General features: G+C 69.5%; 13 protein-coding genes. 6 read left to right on the top strand and 7 right to left on the bottom strand.

The features are described 5' to 3' along the window. Positions 1 to 10: 10 nt before the first annotated feature. The gene (locus CEK68_RS17170; RefSeq protein WP_152240109.1) at positions 11 to 622 is read left to right on the top strand and encodes a cytochrome b; all 612 of its coding nucleotides are present in this window, start codon (positions 11 to 13) and stop codon (positions 620 to 622) included. A gap of 12 nt (positions 623 to 634) precedes the next feature. On the opposite strand, the gene CEK68_RS17165 is transcribed toward CEK68_RS17170, so the two are convergent. Next, positions 635 to 1,738, bottom strand: coding sequence for an ATP-binding protein (locus CEK68_RS17165; protein ID WP_152240108.1), 1,104 nt, complete (start codon positions 1,736 to 1,738; stop codon positions 635 to 637). Next, positions 1,735 to 2,466 carry a response regulator gene (locus tag CEK68_RS17160; protein ID WP_051067644.1) on the bottom strand — a complete coding sequence of 244 codons (732 nt, stop codon included), beginning with the start codon at positions 2,464 to 2,466 and terminating at the stop codon, positions 1,735 to 1,737. Before CEK68_RS17160 ends, CEK68_RS17165 begins: the two co-directional genes overlap by 4 nt. A 90-nt stretch (positions 2,467 to 2,556) precedes the next feature. Here CEK68_RS17160 and CEK68_RS17155 point away from each other — a divergent pair, with 90 nt between their 5' ends. From CEK68_RS17155 to CEK68_RS17135, 5 genes are all read left to right on the top strand, one after another. Next, a complete protein-coding gene (locus CEK68_RS17155; RefSeq protein WP_226977937.1) occupies positions 2,557 to 3,765 on the top strand; it encodes an efflux RND transporter periplasmic adaptor subunit in 1,209 nt (402 codons plus the stop codon). Between the two features lie 15 nt (positions 3,766 to 3,780). Further along, entirely contained in the window at positions 3,781 to 6,912 is a 3,132-nt protein-coding gene (locus CEK68_RS17150; protein ID WP_152240107.1) for an efflux RND transporter permease subunit, read from the top strand. Between the two features lie 491 nt (positions 6,913 to 7,403). Continuing rightward, positions 7,404 to 8,486, top strand: coding sequence for a macro domain-containing protein (locus tag CEK68_RS17145; RefSeq protein ID WP_226977936.1), 1,083 nt, complete (start codon positions 7,404 to 7,406; stop codon positions 8,484 to 8,486). Between the two features lie 264 nt (positions 8,487 to 8,750). After that, entirely contained in the window at positions 8,751 to 10,151 is a 1,401-nt protein-coding gene (locus tag CEK68_RS17140; protein WP_152240105.1) for a 3' terminal RNA ribose 2'-O-methyltransferase Hen1, read from the top strand. 16 nt (positions 10,152 to 10,167) lie between these two features. After that, the gene (locus CEK68_RS17135) at positions 10,168 to 12,720 is read left to right on the top strand and encodes a polynucleotide kinase-phosphatase (RefSeq protein WP_152240104.1); all 2,553 of its coding nucleotides are present in this window, start codon (positions 10,168 to 10,170) and stop codon (positions 12,718 to 12,720) included. A gap of 128 nt (positions 12,721 to 12,848) precedes the next feature. Here the strand turns inward: CEK68_RS17135 and CEK68_RS17130 are convergent, their stop codons facing one another. The 5 genes from CEK68_RS17130 to CEK68_RS17110 form a co-directional block, all read right to left on the bottom strand. Beyond that, positions 12,849 to 14,153, bottom strand: coding sequence for a sorbosone dehydrogenase family protein (locus CEK68_RS17130; protein WP_226977935.1), 1,305 nt, complete (start codon positions 14,151 to 14,153; stop codon positions 12,849 to 12,851). Further along, entirely contained in the window at positions 14,146 to 14,589 is a 444-nt protein-coding gene (locus CEK68_RS17125) for a DUF2231 domain-containing protein (protein ID WP_152240103.1), read from the bottom strand. Before CEK68_RS17125 ends, CEK68_RS17130 begins: the two co-directional genes overlap by 8 nt. A 186-nt stretch (positions 14,590 to 14,775) precedes the next feature. Continuing rightward, positions 14,776 to 15,951: a LacI family DNA-binding transcriptional regulator gene (locus CEK68_RS17120; protein WP_226977934.1), complete on the bottom strand. Its 1,176-nt coding sequence runs from the start codon at positions 15,949 to 15,951 to the stop codon at positions 14,776 to 14,778. Positions 15,952 to 16,026: 75 nt separating this feature from the next. Further along, the gene (locus CEK68_RS17115; RefSeq protein ID WP_152240102.1) at positions 16,027 to 18,471 is read right to left on the bottom strand and encodes a GH92 family glycosyl hydrolase; all 2,445 of its coding nucleotides are present in this window, start codon (positions 18,469 to 18,471) and stop codon (positions 16,027 to 16,029) included. A gap of 139 nt (positions 18,472 to 18,610) precedes the next feature. Further along, entirely contained in the window at positions 18,611 to 21,712 is a 3,102-nt protein-coding gene (locus CEK68_RS17110) for a TonB-dependent receptor (protein WP_193314237.1), read from the bottom strand. Between the last annotated feature and the right edge of the window lie 43 nt (positions 21,713 to 21,755).

Raw genomic sequence — 21,755 nt, 5'->3', positions numbered from 1 at the left:
GATCACGCACATGCACTGGCGCAATACCGAACAGCGCTTCGGCGCCCTCGCCAAGCTGTTCCACTGGACCACCGCCGCCGCCTTCATCGGCGCCTATGCGGTGGTGTACTACGTCATCTGGTTCATGGACGACACGTCGGACGCCTCGCTGCCGGTGCTCAACCTGCACTGGGTGCTGGGCCTGCTGGTCGGGTTCCTGGTGCTGCCGCGGCTGTTGTGGCGCTGGCTGGACGTGCAACCGGACGATCCGCCGGGCTCGGCGCTGGAACACCGGCTCGCGCATCTGGCGCATTGGGGCCTGTACGCGCTGCTGATCGTGATGCCGCTGACCGGCTACATCGGCACCGGCGCGCCGACCGACCTCGGCCTGTTCCGCATTCCCGGCTTCAACGAGACCGCGCTGTTCGCCTGGATCAGCCGCACCTGGCACCTGAGCTGGGAGGCGTTTGAAGCGCCGATCGACGTGGTGCACCACTTCATCGGCAAATGGATCGCATGGGTCGTCGTACTGCTGCACGTGGCCGCCGCGCTGTTCCATCACTGGGTCCGGCGCGACGAGGTGCTGACCCGCATGCTGCCGGGGCGTGCACCGCGCGTGCGCAGCGACGCGACCTCCGCCTGAGCCAACGCGCCTCTAGCGCGACGCCGGCACCTGCGCTGTGCGCGTCGCGGCCTCCACTGGCGCCAGCGGCCAGCGCACTTCGAATCGTGTCCCGCTGCAGGCCGGCAGGCACAGCGCATCGCCGCCATGCGCCACGGCAATGGCCTTGACCACCGCCAGGCCCAGGCCGCTGCCGCCGCTCTTGCGCGAACGCGACGGATCGCCGCGGCGGAACGCATCGAACACCCGCGCGGCGATCTCGGGCGCGATGCCGGGGCCGGTGTCTTCCACGAACAGCACGCATTGGCCCGCGTCCGCCTGCACGCCCACCCGCAGCGGGCCCGGCTCGGCATAGTGCTGCGCGTTTTCGAGCAAGGCCATCAGCGCCTGGCGGATGCGCACCGCATCGCACAGCACCGGCGTGCGCAGCGCCAGCACGGGTTCCAGCACCAGCCCGCGCGCGTCCAGGCTGGCGCCGAAGGCATGCAGCACGGCCTCCACTTCCCGCGCCAGGTCGGCCGGCGCCGGCTGCAACTCCAGGTGCCCGCTGTCGGTGAGGCTGAGCACGCGCAGGTCCTCGATCAGCCGGTTCAGGCCTTCCACCTGCCGCAGCAGGCTCTCGAACGCCGCCACGTCCGGCGCGAACACGCCCTCGGCCAGGCCCTGCAGTCGCCCGCGCAGGATCGTCACCGGCGTGCGCAGTTCGTGGGCGACGGCGGCATTCCAGAATGCGCGCTCGCGGGTCATCGCCTGCAGGCGGTCGGCCATGGCGTTGAAGTCGCGCACCAGCTGCGCGGTCTCGCCCAGCGCATGCGCATCCATGCTCGCGCGTGCGTGCAAGTTGCCCTGGGCGACTTCGCGCAGGCTGTGCGCCACCGAGTTCAACGGGGTGAGGATGCGCCGCGACAGCCGCACCGCCACCGCCACCGCGATCGCCACGGCCAGTGCGGCGGTGGCGCCGATCCACATCATCTCCACCCGCGACGGCACCCAGGTGTCGGAGATGCTGTTGGGCTGGTAGGCCGCCGCCAGCGCGTAGAACACGTAGGAGCCGACCACCGACAGCAGGATGATCCACAGCGCCAGCGCGCCCAGCGACAGGATGACCTGGCGGCGCAGCCCGGGGGCGCGATTCATGCGCCGGATCCGAACCGGTAGCCGACGCCGCGCACGCTGGCCGGCGTGCCCTGCACGCCCAGCGCCTCCAGCTTCTTGCGCAGCTTGCTGATGTGGCTGTCGATGGTGCGCTCCTGGGTGTCGCCTTCCGGCAGGCAGGCGTCGAGCAGTTCGGCGCGGCTGAACACCCGCTTCGGCGCGCGCATCAGCCGCACCAGCAGCTTGAACTCGGTGAGCGTGAGGTCCAGCGTGTGCCGCTGCTCGCCCACGCGCACGCTGGCCTCGTGCTGGTCGAGATCGACATGGAAGGCGCCCACGCGCAGGCTGCGCGCCTCCTCGGCGCCGTTGCCGCGGATGCGCCGCAGCACCGCCTGCACCCGCGCCACCACCTCGGCCGGGTTGAACGGCTTGACCACGTAGTCGTCGGCGCCCAGGCGCAGGCCCATCAGCTTGTCGATGTCCTGGTCCAGCGCGGTGAGCATGATCACCGGAGTCTCGCCGCGGTGGCGCAGTTCGGCCAGCACCTTCCAGCCATCCGCCGCCGGCAGCTGCACGTCCAGCAGGATCAGATCCGGATCCAGCGCCAGGTGCAGGTCCAGCGCGGCGCGGCCATCGGCGGCGTGGGCGCTGCGCAGCCCGCTGCGCGCCAGGTAGGCGCTGAGGATCTCGGCGATCTCGCTCTCGTCTTCGGCGATCAGGACCAGCGGCGCGGACGCGGGCACGGCGGCGCCCGGAGAGGAAACGGACATGGAGGCAGCGAAGGCGCATCGGCCCGGACGGGCGGATCTCCATCATATCTCCACATCGCATCGAACGCCGCGCAACCCGCGGCCGCGACCATGCGCGGCTTTGGCGTCCGCCGCATCCGCGGCGGCAGCGACGAGGCACGAGGCATGGGCATGCGGCAACAGGTACGGACTCTGGGACTCGGCGGCGCGCTGGCGTTGGCCCTGGCGGGCTGCGGCGGCGGCGCGCAGCCGCAAGCGGTGGCCGCGCCGGTACAGGTCACCGCGGTGACCCTGCACCCTGCGCCGATGACGGTGAGCGTGGACCTGCCCGGCCGCGTGGCCGCGCTGCGCAGCGCACAGATCCGCCCACAGGTCGGCGGCATCGTGCAGCGTCGCTTCTTCGAGCAGGGCGCCGATGTGCGGCGCGGCGATGCGCTGTTCCAGATCAACCCGGCACCGTTCAAGGCCGACATGGACACCGCCGCAGCCGCACTGCACCGTGCCGAGGCCGCGCAGGTACTGGCCGACGTGCAGCATGCCCGGCTACAGCGGCTGGTCGAATCCGGCATGGTCAGCCGGCAGATGTACGACGACGCCGCCTCGCAGCGCAGCCAGGCCGCCGCGGCGGTCGCCGAGGCCAAGGCGACGCTGTCGCGGCGGCGCCTGGACCTGGCCTTCGCCACCGTCGACGCACCGATCGACGGCCGCATCGACCAGGCACTGCTCACCGAGGGTGCGCTGGTCTCGCCCAGCGACAGCGCGCCGATGGCGGTGATCCAGCAGATCGACCAGGTCTACGTCGACGTGCGCCAGTCCGCCAGCGACCTGGACCCGCTGGATCCGGCCGCGCGCGCGCAGGCCACCGGCGACGACGGCCTGCCGGCGCAGATCCTCGACCGCAGCGGCACGCCCTCGGGACTGAGCGGGCGCGTGCTGTTCTCCGGCATCACCGTCGATGCCGGCACCGGCGATGTGCTGCTGCGCATCCTCGTCGACAACCCGCAGCGGCGCCTGTTGCCCGGCATGTACGTGCGGGCGCGGGTGCCGCGCGCCCACTACGCGCAGGCGCTGCGCGTGCCGCAGCAGGCGGTCACCCATGTCGGCAAGCGCGCGCAGGTGTGGGTGCTGGACGCCAATGCTCAGGCGCACAGCGCGACGGTGCAGCTGGGCGAACTGGTGCAGGGGCACTACCGTGTCGTCGCCGGCCTGCAACCCGGGCAGCAGGTGGTGGTCGAAGGCATCGACCGGCTCAGCACCGGCGCCCGGGTGAAGGCGCGTGCGTGGCAGCCGCCGGTGGTCGCCACCGCCGCCGCGGACTGAACCGGGAACGCCGCCATGCCACAGTTCTTCATCGAACGCCCGGTCTTCGCCTGGGTGATCGCGCTGTTCATCGTGCTGTTCGGCACCCTGGCCATCGGCCAGCTGCCGGTGGCGCGCTATCCCTCGGTGGCGCCGCCCTCGGTGTCGCTGATCGCGTCCTACCCCGGCGCCACGCCGCAGACCCTCAACGACTCGGTGGTGAGCCTGGTCGAACGCGAGCTGTCGGGGGTCAAGAACCTGCTTTACTTCGAGTCCACGGTGGACACCTCGGGCAGCGCGCAGATCACCGCCACCTTCAAGCCCGGCACCAATGCGGAGCTGGCGCAGGTGGACGTGCAGAACCGCATCAAGGCGGTGGAGCCGCGCCTGCCGCAGGCGGTGCGGCAGAACGGCCTGCAGGTGGAATCGGCCGCGTCCGGCTTCCTGATGCTGGTCGGCCTGACCTCGCCGGACGGCCGCTACGACGAGGTGGCGCTCAACGACTACCTGGCCCGCAACATCGTGCAGGAACTGCGGCGCATCGACGGCGTCGGCCGTGTGCAGCTGTTCGGCGCCGAGCAGGCCATGCGCGTGTGGGTGGACCCGGACAAGCTCGTCGCCTACGGCATGACCATGACCGAACTGGCGCAGGCGATCGAACAGCAGAACGCGCAGATCGCGCCCGGCCGCCTCGGCGACGAGCCGACCGTGCGCGGACAACGCCTGACCGTGCCGCTGACCGTGGCCGGGCAACTGACCACGCCCGCGCAGTTCGCCGCCATCGTGCTGCGTGCCGACAGCGGCGGCGCGCGTGTGACCCTGGGCGACGTGGCGCGGGTGGAGCTGGGCGCACAGTCCTATGGCTTCTCCAACCGCGAGGACGGCGCTCCCGCCACCAGCGCGGCGATCCAGCTCTCGCCCGGCGCCAATGCGGTGCGCACCGCGCAGGCGGTGAAGGCACGGCTGGCGGAACTGGCCGCGAGCATGCCGACCGGCATGCGCTATTCGATCCCGTTCGACACCGCGCCGTTCGTGAAGCTCTCGATCAAGCAGGTGGTCAAGACCCTGCTCGAAGCGATGGTGCTGGTGTTCCTGGTGATGTACCTGTTTCTGCAGAACGTGCGCTACACGCTGATCCCGGCCATCGTCGCGCCGATCGCACTGCTGGGCACCTTCGCGGTGATGCTGCTGGCCGGTTTCTCGATCAACGTGCTGACGATGTTCGGCATGGTGCTGGCGATCGGCATCATCGTCGACGACGCCATCGTGGTGGTAGAGAACGTCGAGCGGATCATGGCCAGCGAAGGCCTGCCGCCGCGGCAGGCCACGACCAAGGCGATGCGCGAGATCACCGGCGCGGTGGTCGGCATCACCCTGGTGCTGACCGCGGTGTTCATCCCCATGGCCTTCGCCAGCGGCTCGGTGGGCGTGATCTACCAGCAGTTCACCCTGGCGATGGCGGTGTCGATCCTGTTCTCGGCGTTCCTGGCGCTGACCCTGACCCCGGCGCTGTGCGCCACCCTGCTGCGCCCGATCGCGCCCGGCCATCATGCCAAGCGCGGATTCTTCGGCGCGTTCAACCGCGGCTTCGAGCGCCTGACCGGCAGCTATGCCGCACGCGTGGCGCGGCTGCTGCAGCGCAGCGCGCGGGTGCTGGCGGTGTTCGCGGTCCTGTGCGTTGCGTTGGTCTTCGCCATGCGCGTGCTGCCCTCGGCGTTCCTGCCGGAAGAGGACCAGGGCTACTTCATGACCTCGATCCAGTTGCCCACCGATGCCACCAGCGAGCGCACGCTGGCGGTGGTCGAGGCGTTCGAGCGGCACGTCGCCACGCGCCCGGCGCTGGCCTCCAACCTGGTGATCCTGGGTTTCAGCTTCTCCGGCTCGGGCACCAACGCGGCCATGGCCTTCACCATGCTCAAGGACTGGGACCAGCGCGACGGCGCCACCTCCAGCGACGAAGCCGACCGCGTGCAGCAGGCCATGGCCGACCTGCCCGAGGGCACGGTGATGAGCCTGCTGCCGCCGGCCATCGACGAGCTCGGCACCTCTTCCGGCTTCACCCTGTACCTGCAGGACCGCGGCAACCGCGGCGAGGCCGCGCTGATGGCGGCGCAGGCGAAGCTGCTGCAACTGGCCGCGGGCAGCAAGGTGGTCAGCGGCGTGTATCAGGACGGGCTGCCGCCGGGCAAGAGCATCCGCCTGGAGATCGACCGCCAGCATGCCGAAGCCATGGGCCTGCCGTTCTCCGCGATCAGCAACACCCTGTCGGCGGCGATGGGCTCGCTGTACGTCAACGACTTCCCCAACGCCGGGCGCATGCAGCAGGTGATCCTGCAGGCCGACGCCGCGTCGCGCATGCAACTGGACGACGTGCTGGGCCTGCGCGTGCGCAGCACCGAGGGCGGCATGGTGCCGCTGCGCGAAGTGGTGACCGCCACCTGGACCGACGCGCCGCAGCAGCTGGCGCGCTTCCAGGGCTTCCCGGCCGTGCGCATCACCGGCGGCGCCGCGCCTGGCGTGTCCAGCGGCGCGGCCATGGCCGAGATGGAACGGCTGGCCGCGCAACTGCCGCCGGGCTTCGCCGTGGCCTGGACCGGGCAATCGCTGCAGGAGCGGCAGTCGGCCGCGCAAGCGCCGCTGCTGATGCTGCTGTCGGCACTGGTGGTGTTCCTGGTGCTGGCGGCGCTGTACGAGAGCTGGACGATCCCGCTGTCGGTGATGCTGGTGGTGCCGCTGGGCCTGCTCGGTGCGGTGGCCGCGGTGATGCTGCGCGGCCTGCCCAACGACGTGTTCTTCAAGGTCGGCCTGATCACCATCATCGGCCTGTCGGCGAAGAACGCCATCCTCATCGTCGAGTTCGCCCGGCAACTGCACCGCGACGGCCAGGGCCTGCTCGAGGCGGCGACCAACGCCGCGCGCCTGCGCCTGCGCCCGATCCTGATGACCTCGCTGGCCTTCGCCCTGGGCGTGGTGCCGCTGATGCTGGCCAGCGGCGCCAGCGCCGAGACCCAGCACGCCATCGGCACCGGTGTGTTCGGCGGCATGGTCAGCGGCACCGTGCTGGCGATCTTCTTCGTGCCGGCATTCTTCGTCTGCGTGGTGGGGCTGCAGGAGCGGGTGGCGCGCTGGCGTGCGCGACGCGGCGGGGGTGCGTCTGCCGAGAACTAGATCGGCGCTGCCGCTGCCGTTGTGGCCGTCAACTGTCGTGCAGCCGGGCCGCGCGACGTGGTGTGCTTTTCCGATGGCGCAATGCGTCGGGACTGAAGTCCCTCCCACAGTGCACACGACTGGCTCGCCGCAAGCGCCTGCGGGAGCGGCTTCAGCCGCGACGAGGCATCACTGGGAATGCCTGTCGCGGCTGAAGCCGCTCCCACGAAAAAGAATCGCTGCCGTCGATCGGCACTGAGCAGCACCTCTTCTCCTGGCCTCGCCCGATCTCAGGAGGTGAGACGCCGCTGCCGCATGCTTGCGCGCCCCCCGCTGCTGCCCTGGCGCCCCTTGCTGCAGGACAGCCAGGTGCGCACATGCGCTGACGTCGGCAGCACCTCGCCGGCCTTTCTGGGCCAGGCCGCGGACAGCACCACCGCACACGCGGCGCCTGTCAGTGCGGGCAAGCGACAGGCGCCACCACGGGGATCTCTCCATCGATGGATCGCACCATGTTCAAGGCACGAATCGGCGACCTGTTCGCCAGCCACGCCCACGTCCACGCGAATGCGGTCAATTGCGCCGGCATCATGGGCAAGGGCATCGCGCAGGCGTTCAAGCGGCGCTACCCGGCGATGTTCGAGGACTATGCCGTGCGCTGCCGGGAAGGCCGCGTGCGTATCGGCGAGCCCTATCTGTACGACGACGCCAGCGGCATCCGCATTCTCAACTTCCCGACCAAGCGCCATTGGCGCTCGCCGTCGCGGCTGGAGGACATCGCGGCAGGGCTGGACCACCTCGCCGCGCATCTGCGCGAATGGGGCGTGCGCAGTCTTGCCCTGCCGCCGCTCGGCTGCGGCAACGGCGGCCTGGCCTGGGAGGAGGTCGGCCCGTTGATCTACCGCACGCTGGCGCATCTGCCGGTCGACATCGAGGTCTATGCGCCGTACGGCACGCCGCTGGCGCAACTCGAAACCGCCTTCCTGACGAGGCCGGCAAACGCCTCGGCCGAGGGCGCCGGCAAACGCACGGCGACCCAGCCGGGCTGGATCGCGATCATGGAAGTGCTGCGGCGGCTGCAGGCCCGGCCGGAGGCGCGGCCGATCGGGCGCACGCTGTTCCAGACGCTCTGCTGGGCCGTGACCGAACTGGGCGTGCCGACCGGGCTGACGTTCGGCACTGCCGGCCGCGGCCCGCGCCAGGGCGACGTCCGGCCGATCCTGACCGACCTGGCCAACCGCAACTGGCTGCAGGAGCAGCCGCAGGGGCGGACCATGGCGCTGCGCGCCTCGCCGCAGTACGACAAGGAGCATGCGCGGTTCGCCGCGGCGTATGCGCCCTACGACACCGAGATCGCGAAGGCCGTGGACCTGTTCGCACAGATCAGGAACATCGACCAGGCCGAGGACATCATGACGGTGTTCCAGGCCGCGCGCCGGCTGCAGGTGGCGCATTCCGGGCAACGGCACGATGCACAGCAGCTCATTGCCCATCTGCGGGATGCAAACGCGATTGCGGCGCTGGAAGAACAGCGGCGTACTGCGACAACGACAATCGAGACGCTACTGGCGCTGGATTGGATTCGCTTACACTGAGCGCGGCGCTGCCAGGCGCGCCGACACGCATTCAATCCAGCGCGAATCGCGGTAAGGTGGCACCGCATCGCGGCGACTATGGGTCGACAACCGGCACCCTCGATCGTCCTGACAGACACGGCCGAGTCGTTGGTGGCGTGCCACATCCACCGCCATGCGCACTCGCCATTCAAGCCAGCGGTGACCAGCGCACCTTCCCAGCCCCCGCACGGTGGCAATGGCGGCGCGGTAGACTCACGGCCTTTCTCGCGAAGCCATCACACCGTGCTGCTGTCCCTCTCCACCACCACCCAGCCCGCCACCGATCTCGGCTACCTGCTGGTCAAGCACCCCGAGCGTGCCCACGAGGTCGACCTGCCGTTCGGTACCGCCCGGGTGTTCTACCCACAGGCCGACCACACCCGTTGCACCGCAGTGCTGATGCTGGACATCGATCCGGTGGGGCTGGTGCGCGGTCGCGGCGAAGCCGAAGGCAGCCTGTCGCAGTACGTCAACGACCGGCCGTACGTTGCCAGTTCCTTCCTCTCGGTAGCGCTCAAGCGCCTGTTCGGCACCGCCATGGCCGGCACCAGCAAGAGTCGCCAGGCGTTGGCGGACACGCCCATTGCGCTGGAAGCGGAGATTCCGGTGCTGCGGTGTCGCGGCGGCGAGCAACTGCTGCAGGCCTGGTTCGAACCGCTTGGCTACACCGTAACGGTCGAGCGCCTGCCGCTGGATCCGCGCTTTCCCGAGTGGGGCGACAGTCCGTATGTGCGCCTGCAGCTCGCCGGAACCGTCCGCCTGCAGGATCTGCTGACCCACCTGTATGTGCTGCTGCCGGCCATCGACGGCGACAAGCACTACTACGTCGGCCACGACGAAATCGAGAAGCTGCTCGACAAGGGCGGCACCTGGCTGTCCGCGCACCCGCAACGTGAGGCGATCGTCGGCCGCTACCTGCGCCGCCACAAGCCGTTGGTGCGTGCGGCGCTGGCGCGCCTGCTGGACGATGAAGAGGAGGCGATCGACGCCCAGGAAGAGCGCAAGGAAGCGGCCGAGGACGCGATCGAACGTCCGCTCAGCCTCAACGACCAACGCATGCAGACCGTGGTCGAGACGCTGCGCACCCTGGGCGCGCGGCGCGTGGTCGACCTGGGCTGCGGCGAAGGGCGCCTGCTTGGCCTGCTGCTCAAGGAGCCACAGATCGAGCACCTGCTCGGCATCGACGTGTCGCTGCGCTCGCTGGATCATGCTGCCGATCGGCTGCACCTCGAACGGCTGCCGCCGCTGCAGCGTCAACGCATCACCCTGGCCCACGGCGCGCTGACCTACCGCGATCGCCGTATCGAAGGCTTCGATGCGGCCTGCGCGATCGAGGTGATCGAACACATGGACGCGCCGCGCCTGCCGGCGTTCGAGCGCGCCCTGTTCGGTTTCGGCAGGCCGCCTGCAGTGGTGATCACCACGCCGAACAGCGAGTACAACGTGCGCTTCCCGACCCTGCCGGCCGGGCGTTTCCGCCACCCCGACCACCGCTTCGAGTGGACGCGCGCGGAATTCCGCGCCTGGGCCGATGGCGTGGCGCAGCGCAACGGCTACAGCGTGCGCCATGCCCCCATCGGCCCGGACGATCCGGAGGTCGGCCCGCCGACCCAGATGGCGGTGTTTACCCGCGACATGGCCTGACCTTTTCGGCATCCTCATGACGATACGCATTCCCAAGCTCAGCCTGGTCGCCCTGATCGGCCCGTCAGGCAGCGGCAAGTCCACCTTCGCCCGCACCCACTTCCTGCCGACCGAGGTGATCTCCTCCGATGCCTGCCGCGGCCTGGTCGCCGACGACGAGAACGACCAGACCGCCACCGGCGACGCCTTCGAGGTGCTCTACTTCATCGCGCGCAAGCGCCTGGCCGCCGGCCGCCTGACCGTCGTCGACGCGACCAACGTGCGCCCGGAAGACCGCAAGCGCCTGGTCGAACTGGCGCGCGAGTTCCATGTCCTGCCCTGCGCCATCGTGTTCGACCTGCCCGAGCGCGTATGCCAGGACCGCAACAGTGCGCGTGCGGACCGCAACTTCGGCCCGCACGTCATCCGCAACCAGCAACAGGCGCTGCGCAAGGGCCTGCGCGGCCTGGAACGCGAGGGCTTCCGCCACGTCAGCGTGCTGCGCTCGGTGGAGGACGTGGCGGCCGCCACGATCGAACGTATCAAGGTCTGGAACGACCGCCGCGAGGAGCACGGGCCGTTCGATCTGATCGGCGACGTGCACGGCTGCCGCGACGAACTGGTCGCCCTGCTCGGCCGCCTGGGCTACACCGTCGGCGGCACCCGCGAGGCACCCGAGGTCGCCGCGCCGGAAGGACGCAAGGCGGTCTTCGTCGGCGACCTGGTCGACCGCGGCCCGGATTCGCCCGGCGTGCTGCGCCTGGTCATGCACATGGTCGGCAACGGCACCGCGTTGTGCGTGCCGGGCAATCACGACGTGAAGCTGCAGCGCAAGCTCGCCGGACGCGACGTGCGCATCAGCCACGGCCTGGCCGAGACGCTGGAGCAACTGCAGGCCGAGCCTGAGGAGTTCAGCCGCGAGGTCGCCGCCTTCATCGACAAGCTGGTCAGCCACTATGTGCTCGACGACGGCAAGCTGGTGGTCGCCCACGCCGGTCTCAAGCAGGAGCTGCAGGGCCGCACCTCGCAACGCGTGCGCGAGTTCGCGCTGTACGGCGAGACCACCGGCGAGATCGATGCGTTCGGCCTGCCGGTCCGTTCCGACTGGGCCCGCGACTATCGCGGCCCGGCGATGGTGGTGTACGGCCATACGCCGACGCCGGAGCCGGAATGGGTCAACCGCACCATCTGTCTCGATACCGGCTGCGTGTTCGGCGGCAAGCTCACCGCGCTGCGCTATCCGGAGAAGGAACTGGTGTCGGTCGCGGCCGCGCGCGAGTACTACGCGCCGGTCAAGCCGCTGCTTCCGGCCGAGGACACGAGCGGCGCGGCCACCTCGCCGCGCGAGGCCTTGCTGCTCGACCTGGACGATGTGGCCGGCAAGCGCGTGATCGACACCCGCGCCTTCCGCAGCGTCACCATCCGCGAGGAGAATAGCATCGCCGCGCTGGAGGTGATGAGCCGCTTCGCCATCGATCCGCGCTGGCTGGTGTACCTGCCGCCGACCATGGCGCCGCCGGAGACCGCCAAGTCCGGCGACCTGCTCGAACGCCCGCAGGAAGCGCTCGACTTCTATCGCCAGGAAGGCATCGCCACGCTGGTGTGCGAAGAGAAGCACATGGGCTCGCGTGCGGTCGTCGTGCTGTGCCGCGATGCCGGTGTCGCGCAGCGACGTTTCGGCATCGGCGACGATGGCCGTGGCGTCGTCTACACCCGCACCGGTCGCCGCTTCTTCGGCGAGCGCGAACTGGAAAACGCCCTGCTCGATCGCCTCGACGCGGCATTGCAGCGTGCAGGCCTATGGGAGGAACTGAATACCGACTGGATCGTGCTCGATGCGGAATTGCTGCCGTGGTCGGCCAAGGCCCAGGACCTGCTGCGCGAGCAGTACGCGCCGACCGGCGCCGCCGCCACAGCGGCGCTTGCCACCGCCCGCACCTGGCTGGACGCGGCCGCCGCGCGTGGCCTCGACGTGCAGTCCTGGCAGCAGCAGGCGCAGGCGCGCCACAGCGACGCCAGCCGCTTCGTCGACGCCTATCGCCGCTACTGCTGGGCAGTGAACGGCCTGGAGGACCTGAAGATCGCGCCGTTCCACGTGCTGGCCTGCGAAGGCGTGGTCGGCCTGGAGCGCGACCACCGTTGGCACCTGGACATCGCCCGTCGCCTGGCCGACGTCGAACCGCTGGTGCGGCTGACCCGGCACGTATTCGTCGATCTGGCCGACCAGGCCAGCGTGGCCGACGCCATCGCTTGGTGGGAGGCGCTGACCGCACAGGGCGGCGAAGGCATGGTCATCAAGCCGGTCGAAGGCCTGGCGCGCAGCAAGCGCGGGCTGGTACAACCGGCGATCAAGTGCCGCGGCCGCGAGTATCTGCGCATCATCTACGGACCCGAATACACCGAACCACAGAACCTCGATCGGCTACGCCAGCGTGGCCTGCGCACCAAGCAGTCGCTCGCCATCCGCGAGTTCGCGCTGGGCCTGGAAGCATTGCAGCGTTTCGTCGCGCAGGAACCGCTCTATCGCGTGCACGAATGCGTGTTCGGCGTGCTGGCGCTGGAAAGCGAGCCGGTGGACGTACGGCTGTAACCTCCCATGTCCGTGCTGTTCCGCCATCCAGCCACGCGCCCGGGCGATCCACATACCGCACCGCGCCCAGGCGGCATCGCGTACAGACGACGCCACCCACATACCGGTGGGCGGCGTCGTGCGACCGGTCAGAAGCGCACACGCCAGACGCTGTTGCCGACATCGTCGGCGATCAGCAGCGCGCCGTCCTTGTCCTGCGCCAGGCCGACCGGGGCGCCGTATAGCTGCGACTCGTCCTGCGAGTGGAAGCCGCTGACCACGGTCTGCGGTGGGCCGACCGGCCGGCCCTGCTGGAACGGCACGTAGACCACTTGATAGCCGCTAAGCGGCGAACGGTTCCAGCTGCCGTGCTCGGCCACGAACGCACCCTCGCGGTACTTGGCGGGCAGCGCATCGCCGCGGGAGAACCACAGGCCTAGCGCGGCCACATGCGAGCCCAACGCGTAGTCCGGCTTGATCGCCTTGGCCACCAGGTCCGGGCGCTGGTCCTTGACCCGCACATCCACGTTCTGCCCGTAGTAGCTGTACGGCCAGCCGTAGAAGCCGCCGTCCTGCACCGAGGTCAGGTAGTCGGGCACCAGGTCGGCGCCGATCTCGTCGCGCTCGTTGGCGATCGCCCACAGCTTGCCGGTGCGCGGCTCCCACTGCAGTCCGGTCGGATTGCGGATGCCCGAGGCGAAGATGCGGCTGCTGGCCGAGGCCACGTCCACTTCCAGGACGGCCGCGCGGCGGTACTCCACGTCCAGCCCGTTCTCGCCGATGTTGCTGTTGGAACCCACGCCGACGTACAGCTTGCGTCCGTCGGGGCTGGCCAGCAGCGCCTTGGTCCAATGGTGCTCGATGGTGCCGGGGAGATCGGCGAACAGCGTGCCGGGCGCGGTGATCTCGGTCTGGCCGGGGACGTAGGGGAACTTCATGATGTTGTCGGTGTTGGCGACGTACAGCGCATCGCCGATCAGCTGCACCCCGAACGGCGAGTGCAGCCCCTTCAGGAACGCATGCTGTTCCCACCGGCCGTCCGCAGTCCTGCGCAGCAGGGTGATGCGGTTGCCGCCCTTGGCGCTCTTGCCGGAGCGGCTCTGGACCAGCCCCGCGATCAGTTGCTTGGGCGTGGTGACGGGTTCCATCCCCGGCGAATTGGCCTCCACCACCAGCACGTCGTCGTTGGGCAGCACGTACAGCTGGCGCGGATGTTTCAGGCCGCCGGCGATCTTCTCGATCTTCAGGCCAGCCGCCACGGTGGGCGCCTGTCCCTCCTTCCAGCCCACCCCCTCGGGAACCTGCATCGGCGGCAGCAGGAAGTTGCGCGGCTGTGGCAGCGGCGGCGCGTTGCCCGCCTGCTGGGTGGGCTCGAGCGAGGCCTTGCCGCCGCAGGCGGCCAGGGCCATGGCGCAACTCAGCGCAAAAACGGACAGGCACAGGCGCTTAGCCATGGACGTAACCCTCGCGTGGCGTGGTGCGGATGGCGATGAGCACATGCCCGATCGCCAACAGCGCGACCGTGACGATCGAAAGCCAGAGCCCGGCCGGGACCACCGCATACGCATCGCGGCTGTGCACGAAGGAATTGAAGATGGCGGCGACGATGGCGAGCAGGTTCAGCCAGAAGTCGAGCCGTTCCACCGGCAGCGTGGAGCGCCGCGCGGTGATCCAGATCTGCACCAGGTTGATCAGGCGCGGCACGATGGCGATGACCAGCCCGATCGCGATCAGCCAGGCCGCCGCCTTGGTCCACAGGATCACGCCGCTGCGGGCATAGACGATATCGAAGATCAGCGCGGCGACGAAGCAGCCGAAGGGAATGGGATTGAGCAGGCCGTAGAAGGCGTTGGCCACCACGGAACGGCGCGGTGCAGTCTGCAGATGCATGAGACGGCTCTCGACGAAAGGAAGAAGGGGGCGAAGCGCTCGCTCAGCACGAACCCGCGGGACGCGCCGCTGTGAGGGTGCAACCCACTATCTGCCCGCCCCTGTCGAGAGGGCGTCGCGATGGCACCGCGCGTGCCGGCGTGCCATCCCAGTTCGTCGCCGCGGCCGCCGCCGCGGATCGCGGCGCTAGGCGCGCGTGGGCGCGATCGGCGCGCCGCTGCTCTCGCGCACCGTCAGGCGCACCGGCACGATCGTCCTGCGCGGCGGCGCGGCCGCATCCAGCCGCTCCAGCACCAGTTGCGCCGCCTGGCGGCCGCGGGCGCGCGGTTGCGCGGCGAGCGTGGTCAGCGCGGGCGTGCTCACCGCGGCCTCGGGGATGTCGTCGAAGCCGGTGATCGCGAAGTCCTGGCCCGGACGGACGCCGCGCGCGAGCAGGCCCAGCATCAGGCCGAGCGCGACCGTATCGTTGTAGCAGACCGCTGCGGTGGGCGGTGCGTCGTGGGCGAACAGTTCACCGTGGCGCGCCGCCGCTTCCAGGCGATTGGGCGCGGACTCGATCAGCCAGGCCGGGTCGACCGGCAGCCTGGCCTGCCGCATCGCCTGCGCGTGGCCGGCGCGACGCTGCCGGCAGGAACTGGAATCGGCATGGCCGCCGTAGAAGGCGATACGGCGGTGGCCGAGCGCGATCAGATGCTCGGTGGCCAGTTGCGCGCCGCGCTGGTTGTCCAGGCCGAGGAAACCCCAGTCGTCGGCGCCGGCAAGTTCGCGGTTGAACAGCAGCACGTTCGCGCGTGCGTCCAGCACCGTGTGCAGTTCGGCGGCGTCGCTGCCCTCGGCCGGCGACAGGATCACGCCGGCCGGGGTGTGTTCCATCAGCGAGGCCAGTACGGCCTGCTGCCGTGCGGGCGATTCGCCGGTGCTGCCGAGCAGGGTCACGTAGCCCTGCTCGCCCAGCGCCTCGTCCACCCCGGCGGCGAACTCGGCGAAGAACGGATTGGCCAGGTCGTTGATGACCAGGGCCACGCAGGTCGAGGTACGCCGGCGCAGATTGGCGGCGCCGCGGTTGTAGACGTAGCGCTGCCGCTTCAGTTCCGCTTCCACGCGCGCACGCGTGTCCGCATGCACCAACGGGCTGCCGCGCAGCACCAGCGACACGGTCGCGCGCGAGACGCCGACCGCATCGGCGATGTCGGTGACGGTCACCACCCGCTGGCGGTCGCGCGCGGCGGTGGCCGGTGCGGTCTTCGTGGCCTTTTTCGGCTTGTCCGCATGCTCCGCCGCAACCGGCGCCGCCTTGCGCGCGGCGGCCTTGGCAGCCTTGGAACCTGCGGATCCGGCTCCGGGTGGACGCTTCTGGCTCATCGGATCGCTTCCCTTCGGACGAGATGCGCAGCGTAAACCATCGACTGCGCGCGCCTGCCGCGCGACGGCACGGACTCAGCGCCAGCCCAAGCTGGCGGCGGACGGCGGCGCCGCGCACGGCGACACCGGCAGGTCCTGCGGCTGCGTGCCCCAGCCCTGCGGCTGCGGCGCATCGCGCAGGTCGAAACGCAGGCGGCCGCCCTGGCGCAACTGCGCCCAGTCCAGCCACACCGGCGCGTGCGCGCGGCCGTCCAGCGACACGCCACCGATGTAGCGCAGCTTGCCGTTGCCGGCCTGCGGCGCATCGACACGCAGCGTACGGCCCGGCCCCACGTCCAGTTCGATGCGCGAAAAGCGCGGCGCGTGCAGCAGGAACTGCCCGGTGCCGGGCACCGCCGGGTACAGACCCATCACGCTGAACAGATACCACGCCGACATCGTGCCCAGGTCGTCGTTGCCGGTCACGCCGTTGGGCGCATTGGTGAACAGCGTCTGCGCCGCATGCAGCACGGTGCTGGTCTTCCACGGCTGGCCGATCAGCGTGTACATCCACGGCGCATGCAGGTCCGGTTCGTTGTTGGGGTTGTAGCGGAACTGGCTGTAGTAGCTGTACGGCCCCATCACCCATTCCTTGCGCGCCGCGCCGGCCGGGTCGGCCAGCAGCGCGTCGTAGGCGAAGAAGGTATCCAGTCGCCGCGCGGTCTGCTCCGGCCCGTGCATCGCCTCCACCAGGCCCGGCACGTCCTGCTGCGCCAGCCACTGGTACTGCCAGGCCGTGCCCTCGTGGAAGCCATGCTGCGAACGCGGATCGTAATGGCCATCCGCCGGCGTGTACCACGCCCCATCCTCGGTGCGCGGCCGCGGGAAACCGGTGAAGCCGGTCTGCGTATCGCGCACCGAGGGATCCCAGATCGAACGCCAGTTGCGCCCACGCCGATTCAGCACCGCCGCGTCCTCGGCATGCCCCAGCGCACCGGCCATGGTCGACAGCGCGCAGTCGGCCAGTGCGTACTCCAGCGTCGCCGAGCCGCCGTGGTGCGGGTCGACGTCCATGCCCTTGGAGGGAAATGCGCGGTCGTACTGCACGAAGCCCTGCGCCAGGTAGTTGGCATTGCCGGAACGCCCCGCGTGCCGCGAGTTCATCGGCGGCATCTCGAACGCATTGCGGCGCAATGCGGTGTAGGCTTCGGCCTCGCGCCCCTGCAGCGCGCCGAAGCGCCACAGGTCGACCAGGAACGGCGTGACCGGATCGCCGGTCATCACGTTGGTCTCGAAGTTGGCATAGCCCCAGCGCGGCAGCCAGCCGCCTTGCGCGTTGATCGCCAGGATCGAACGGCCGATGTCGGCGGCGCGCTGCGGCCGCAGCAACGCCAGCAACTGGTTCTGCGCACGATAGGTGTCCCACAGCGAGAAGAACTCGTGGTAGGTCCAGCCGTCGGCGTGGTGGATGCCGTCGTCGTAGCCGCGGTAACGGCCATCGGCGTCGCTGCCGGTCAGCGGCTGCAGCAGCGCGTGATAGAGCGCGGTGTAGAACACCACGCGGTCGTCGCCGCTGGCGCCCTGCACGCGCACGCTGGCCAGTTCCTTGTCCCAGGCCTGCTGCGCGCGGGCGCGCATCGCATCGAAGCCGAGCAGGCGGCCATTGGCCATGCCTTCGCGGCGCAGGTTGTCGCGCGCGCCCTCGGCGTCCACGTGCGAGATCGCCGAGATGGCGGTGACCGCGCGGCCCTTGCTCAGGTCGAAGGTGAGCCACGCGCCGCTGGGCTTGCCCTCGCCCTCCATGCCATGGCGCGAGCCCGGCACGCCGCCGGCCTCGCCCCAGGTGCCGAAGGCCTTGAACGGGCGATCGAACTCCAGGCGGAACCAGGTGGTGTACTGGTGCCCGCCGCAGAAGCTCTGGGTCACCAGCTTGCCTTCCACGACACGGTCGCCGACCACGTTCAGGGTGCTGCCGGTGACCGTGTGGCGGGCGTTGGCCTGGCCGATGTTGACCAGCACGTGGCCCTCGCCCGAGGTGCTGAAGGTGTAGCGCTCGGCCGCGGCGCGGGTCAGCGCGGTGGCTTCGGCATCGATGCCGCCGTAATCGGTCAGCCGCACCTTGTAGTAGCCGGCCTGGCCGCGCTCGCCGTCGTGCTGGTAGCGCGCGCCATAGCGGGTGTGGTCGAACGCCTTCGGGTCGCCCGTATCGAACGCGCCGCCGGGACCGATGCGCCCGGTCACCGGCAGCACCGAGACCTGGCCGCCCTGCTCCCAGCAGCCGGCACCGGACAGGAAGGAATGGCCGAAGCCGCGGATCTGCGGATCGTCGTAGCGCCAGCCGGCGTAATGCGCGCCGATCGGGCTGACCTGGATCATCCCGAACGGAGCCGACGCACCCGGGAAGGTGTTGCCGTCGTCCTTGCTGCCGATGAAGGTGTTGACCTCGGCACTGAGCCGCGGCGCGGCGGCCAGTGCCGGCGTCACCAGCAGCAAGGACAGGGCTAGCGCGCGCAGCAGGGAAGGCAACGGGGAACGCGTCATGCGATGGGTCCTGTGGTGAACGACCGCGACCGGCGCGACGGCGCGGTCGTGGACGGCGGAAACGGTGGCCCGGCCATCGCCGGGCCGTCGCGCCCATGCCGGCCGCCGCGCGGCAGGCATGGGCACGACACGCGCTAGCTTAGAACTTGTAGGTCAGCCCCAGGTACGCCAGCCGCCCGGCGTAGCCGCCGGTGTAGAAGCGCGCCCGGGTGTCGTCGCCCAGGTGCTGGCGCGACTCCTGCTTGGTCAGGTTCAGCACCGACGCAGTGAGGCTGAGCGCCGGAGTGATGTTGTACGCCGCGTTCAGATCGATCTGGTAGTACGGCTCCTCATACACGTTCAAGCCGTTGACCAGGCCCTGCACCAGCTCGCCGCGACGGTTGTACGAGGCGCGCAGCAGCAGCCGGTCGGTCTCGTAGAACACGGTGAGGTTGGTCTGGTTCTTGGCGCTGCCCGGCATCGAGGTCTTGCCGACCTCGGTGCCGTCCTCCAGCCGCACCGCGGCCTTGCTGGCATCGTTGTAGGTGTAGTTGAACTGCACGCCGAGGCCGGAGGGCAGCGTGTGCTGCGCGTACAGCTCCACGCCCTGCGAGACCGCATCCTGACCGCCGGCCTTGGTGCTGTAGTTCTGCACCGTGACCGTCTGGCCGTTGATCAGCATGTTGACGTCGCTGATCACGTCGACCGAGAAGTTCTCCACGTTCTTGCGGAACAGCCCCACGCCCGCCACCGAGCCCGGCTGGAAGTACCACTCCAGGCCCAGGTCGAACTGGTTGGCCTTGTACGGCTCCAGCTTCTTGTTGCTGCCCGAACCGTACCAACCCTGCTCGCTGGCGCCGCCGGTCAGGCGCCGGTCGGCCACGTATTCCGGGCTGTAGTACTCCAGGCTGCCGGGCGCGGCGATGGCGTTGTAGCTGGGCCGCGCGATCACCTTCGACGCCGCCGCGCGCAGCAGCAGGTTCTCGGTCAGGTCGTAGGCCAGGTTGAAGCTCGGCAGCACGTCGGTGTACTTGCGGTCCAGCGCACTGACCACGAACGACTCGGTGCGCTGCTCGGTGTCGGACAGCCGCCAATAGCCTTCGGTGCCGCAGTAGGTATCGGCTGGCGCGCCCGCGGGCATGGCCGCGCCCTGCTGACAGGCCAGCGGATTGCCGTCGGCACCATCGAAGAAATAATCGTTGTAGGCGGTCACCTTGTCGGTGGAATCGGCATGCTGGCCGGTGCGCGCCACCCGCACGCCGACGTTGCCGCGCAGGCGCTCGGTGTGGAAGTTGAGCTGCAGGTAGGTCGAATAGATCTTCTCGTCGACGTTGTAGACGAAGTTGTCTTCGTTACGGGTCTGCATCGCGCCGTAGGTCTGGTTCAAGTAGCCGATGTAGCCGGGGAAGTTGATCGCCGGGAACGCGCTGGACTTCACCCCGCCGGCCAGGTTGTCCAGCGGGAACAGCAGGTCCGGCGAGAACTGCGTGGCCAGCGCGTTGCAGCGCCCGTTCCAGTAGCGGTTGTTGTAGTCGCTCGGGTCGGTGCCCGGGCACACCCAGTAGTTGTTGCCGGTGTTGCGGTGGATACCGCCGTCGCGGCGCTTGAGGCCGAACTGCAGCGAGTCGAAGAAGGCGCCGTCCATGTGCCAGGTGGTATCGATCTGCGCGTACTGCTGCTGGTTGGTGTTGCGGGTCCAGGACGAGCCGGTCGAACCCAGGTCGACCTGCAGGATGCCGTCGCGCAGGTTCTGCATCAGTTCCGGCGAGAAGGTCATGGTCGGCGTGCCGGTCAGGTCCCAGGCGCTGGCGAAGTTGCCGTTGGTCCAACTGCCGTCGGCGTTCTGCCGGCGCGGCTTGATCGGCAGCGAGAACTGCAGTTCCGGCCCGCCCTTGGCCCAGGTGCGGCCGGCCTTGAACGACACGTCCACCTTCTCGCCACGCCACTCGCCGCCCAGGTCCACCGTCTGCGACAGCGACTTCTCGATGTTGTAGCTGCCCGTGATCTGCGGCGTGGGCACCGTGCAGTCATCCGAGCCCCAACCGCCCGGCGGCAGGCCGGCCGCGGCGGCCTGCGCCTCGCTGCAGTAGTAGGCCTTGCCCGGATGCAGGCTGTAGTTGGCGCCGGTGACGATGGTGCCGCTGGGATCGAACTGCAGCCCGTCGAGCAGGCGGCCGCCACGCCAGTTGCCGTCGCCGTAGTAGCGGGCGATGTTCCACTCGGGGATCTTGACCGTATTGGTCTGCGAGTTCTGCGATAGATCGAAGCGGAAGTAGTTCGCGGTCAGGGTCAAGTCGTCGGTCGGCTTGAACTGGAAGGTCAGCTGGCCGCCCTTGCGCTCGCGCTCCTCCTGCTTGACGTCCAGGCTGACCGCCGTGGGCATCATGAAGCGGGTGTAGTACTTGCCGTTCTGGTCCCAGAAGCCGGTGCCGCCCCACCAGTTGGCGTTGAAGTCCGACGGATTGCCGTTGACGTCGACCGCCGGGCCGCCTTCGTCGCGGCCGTACCACTGCCAGCTCTCGGTACTGGCGTTGAGCGTGCGCGCGGTGCGCTTCTGCTGCGTGTAGCCGACGAACACGCCGAAGCGGTTGTCCTGGTCGTGCCACGAGTACGAGCCTGAGAACTGGCCGTCGGTCTTCTTGCTGCTGTCCGACCACACGCCCTCGGCGGAGAGGAAGCCGGAATTGGGCTCCAGCTCCAGCGGGCGCCGCGTCTGCAGGATCACCGTGCCGCCGATACCGCCTTCGTCGATGCGCGCTTCCGGCGTCTTGTACAGCTCGGCGCTGCCCAGCAGGTTCGACGGCAGCAGGGTGTAGTTGAACGAGCGCGTCGGGTCGCCGTTGGATTCGGCGGTGGCGATGTAGTTGCCGTTCAATTCGGTCAGCACCAGCTCCGAGGACAGGCCGCGCACGCTGACGTTCTTGCCCTCGCCGCCGTCGCGGGTGATGACCACGCCGGGCACGCGCTGCAGCGCATCGGCCACGTTCTTGTCGGGGAACTTGCCCACGTCCTCGGCGGTGATCACATCGACCACGGCATTGGCGTTGCGCTTCTGCTCCAGGCTCTTCTCGATCGCGTAGCGGTAGCCGGTGACCGTCACCGCATCCAGGTCGGTGGCCTTGACCTCGGCCTGACCCGTGGGGGCCGGCGTGCCGTCGGCCTGCTGGGCGAAGGCGGTGGTGGAGGCAGCCGTCGCGAACAAGGCGATGGCGATGCCGGCGGACAGCGTGCTGCGGTTGCGTGCGGATGGCATGCAGTTCATTTCAATCATCCTCTCCCAAAGATTGATCGGCTGCGGCGGGTTT

Origin of the sequence: Xanthomonas sp. LMG 12461 (assembly GCF_009192935.1) — a bacterium.
GTDB lineage: Bacteria > Pseudomonadota > Gammaproteobacteria > Xanthomonadales > Xanthomonadaceae > Xanthomonas_A > Xanthomonas_A sontii.
The sequence above is the reverse complement of the archived record's forward strand: the minus strand, read 5'-3'. Positions and strand labels throughout refer to the sequence as shown.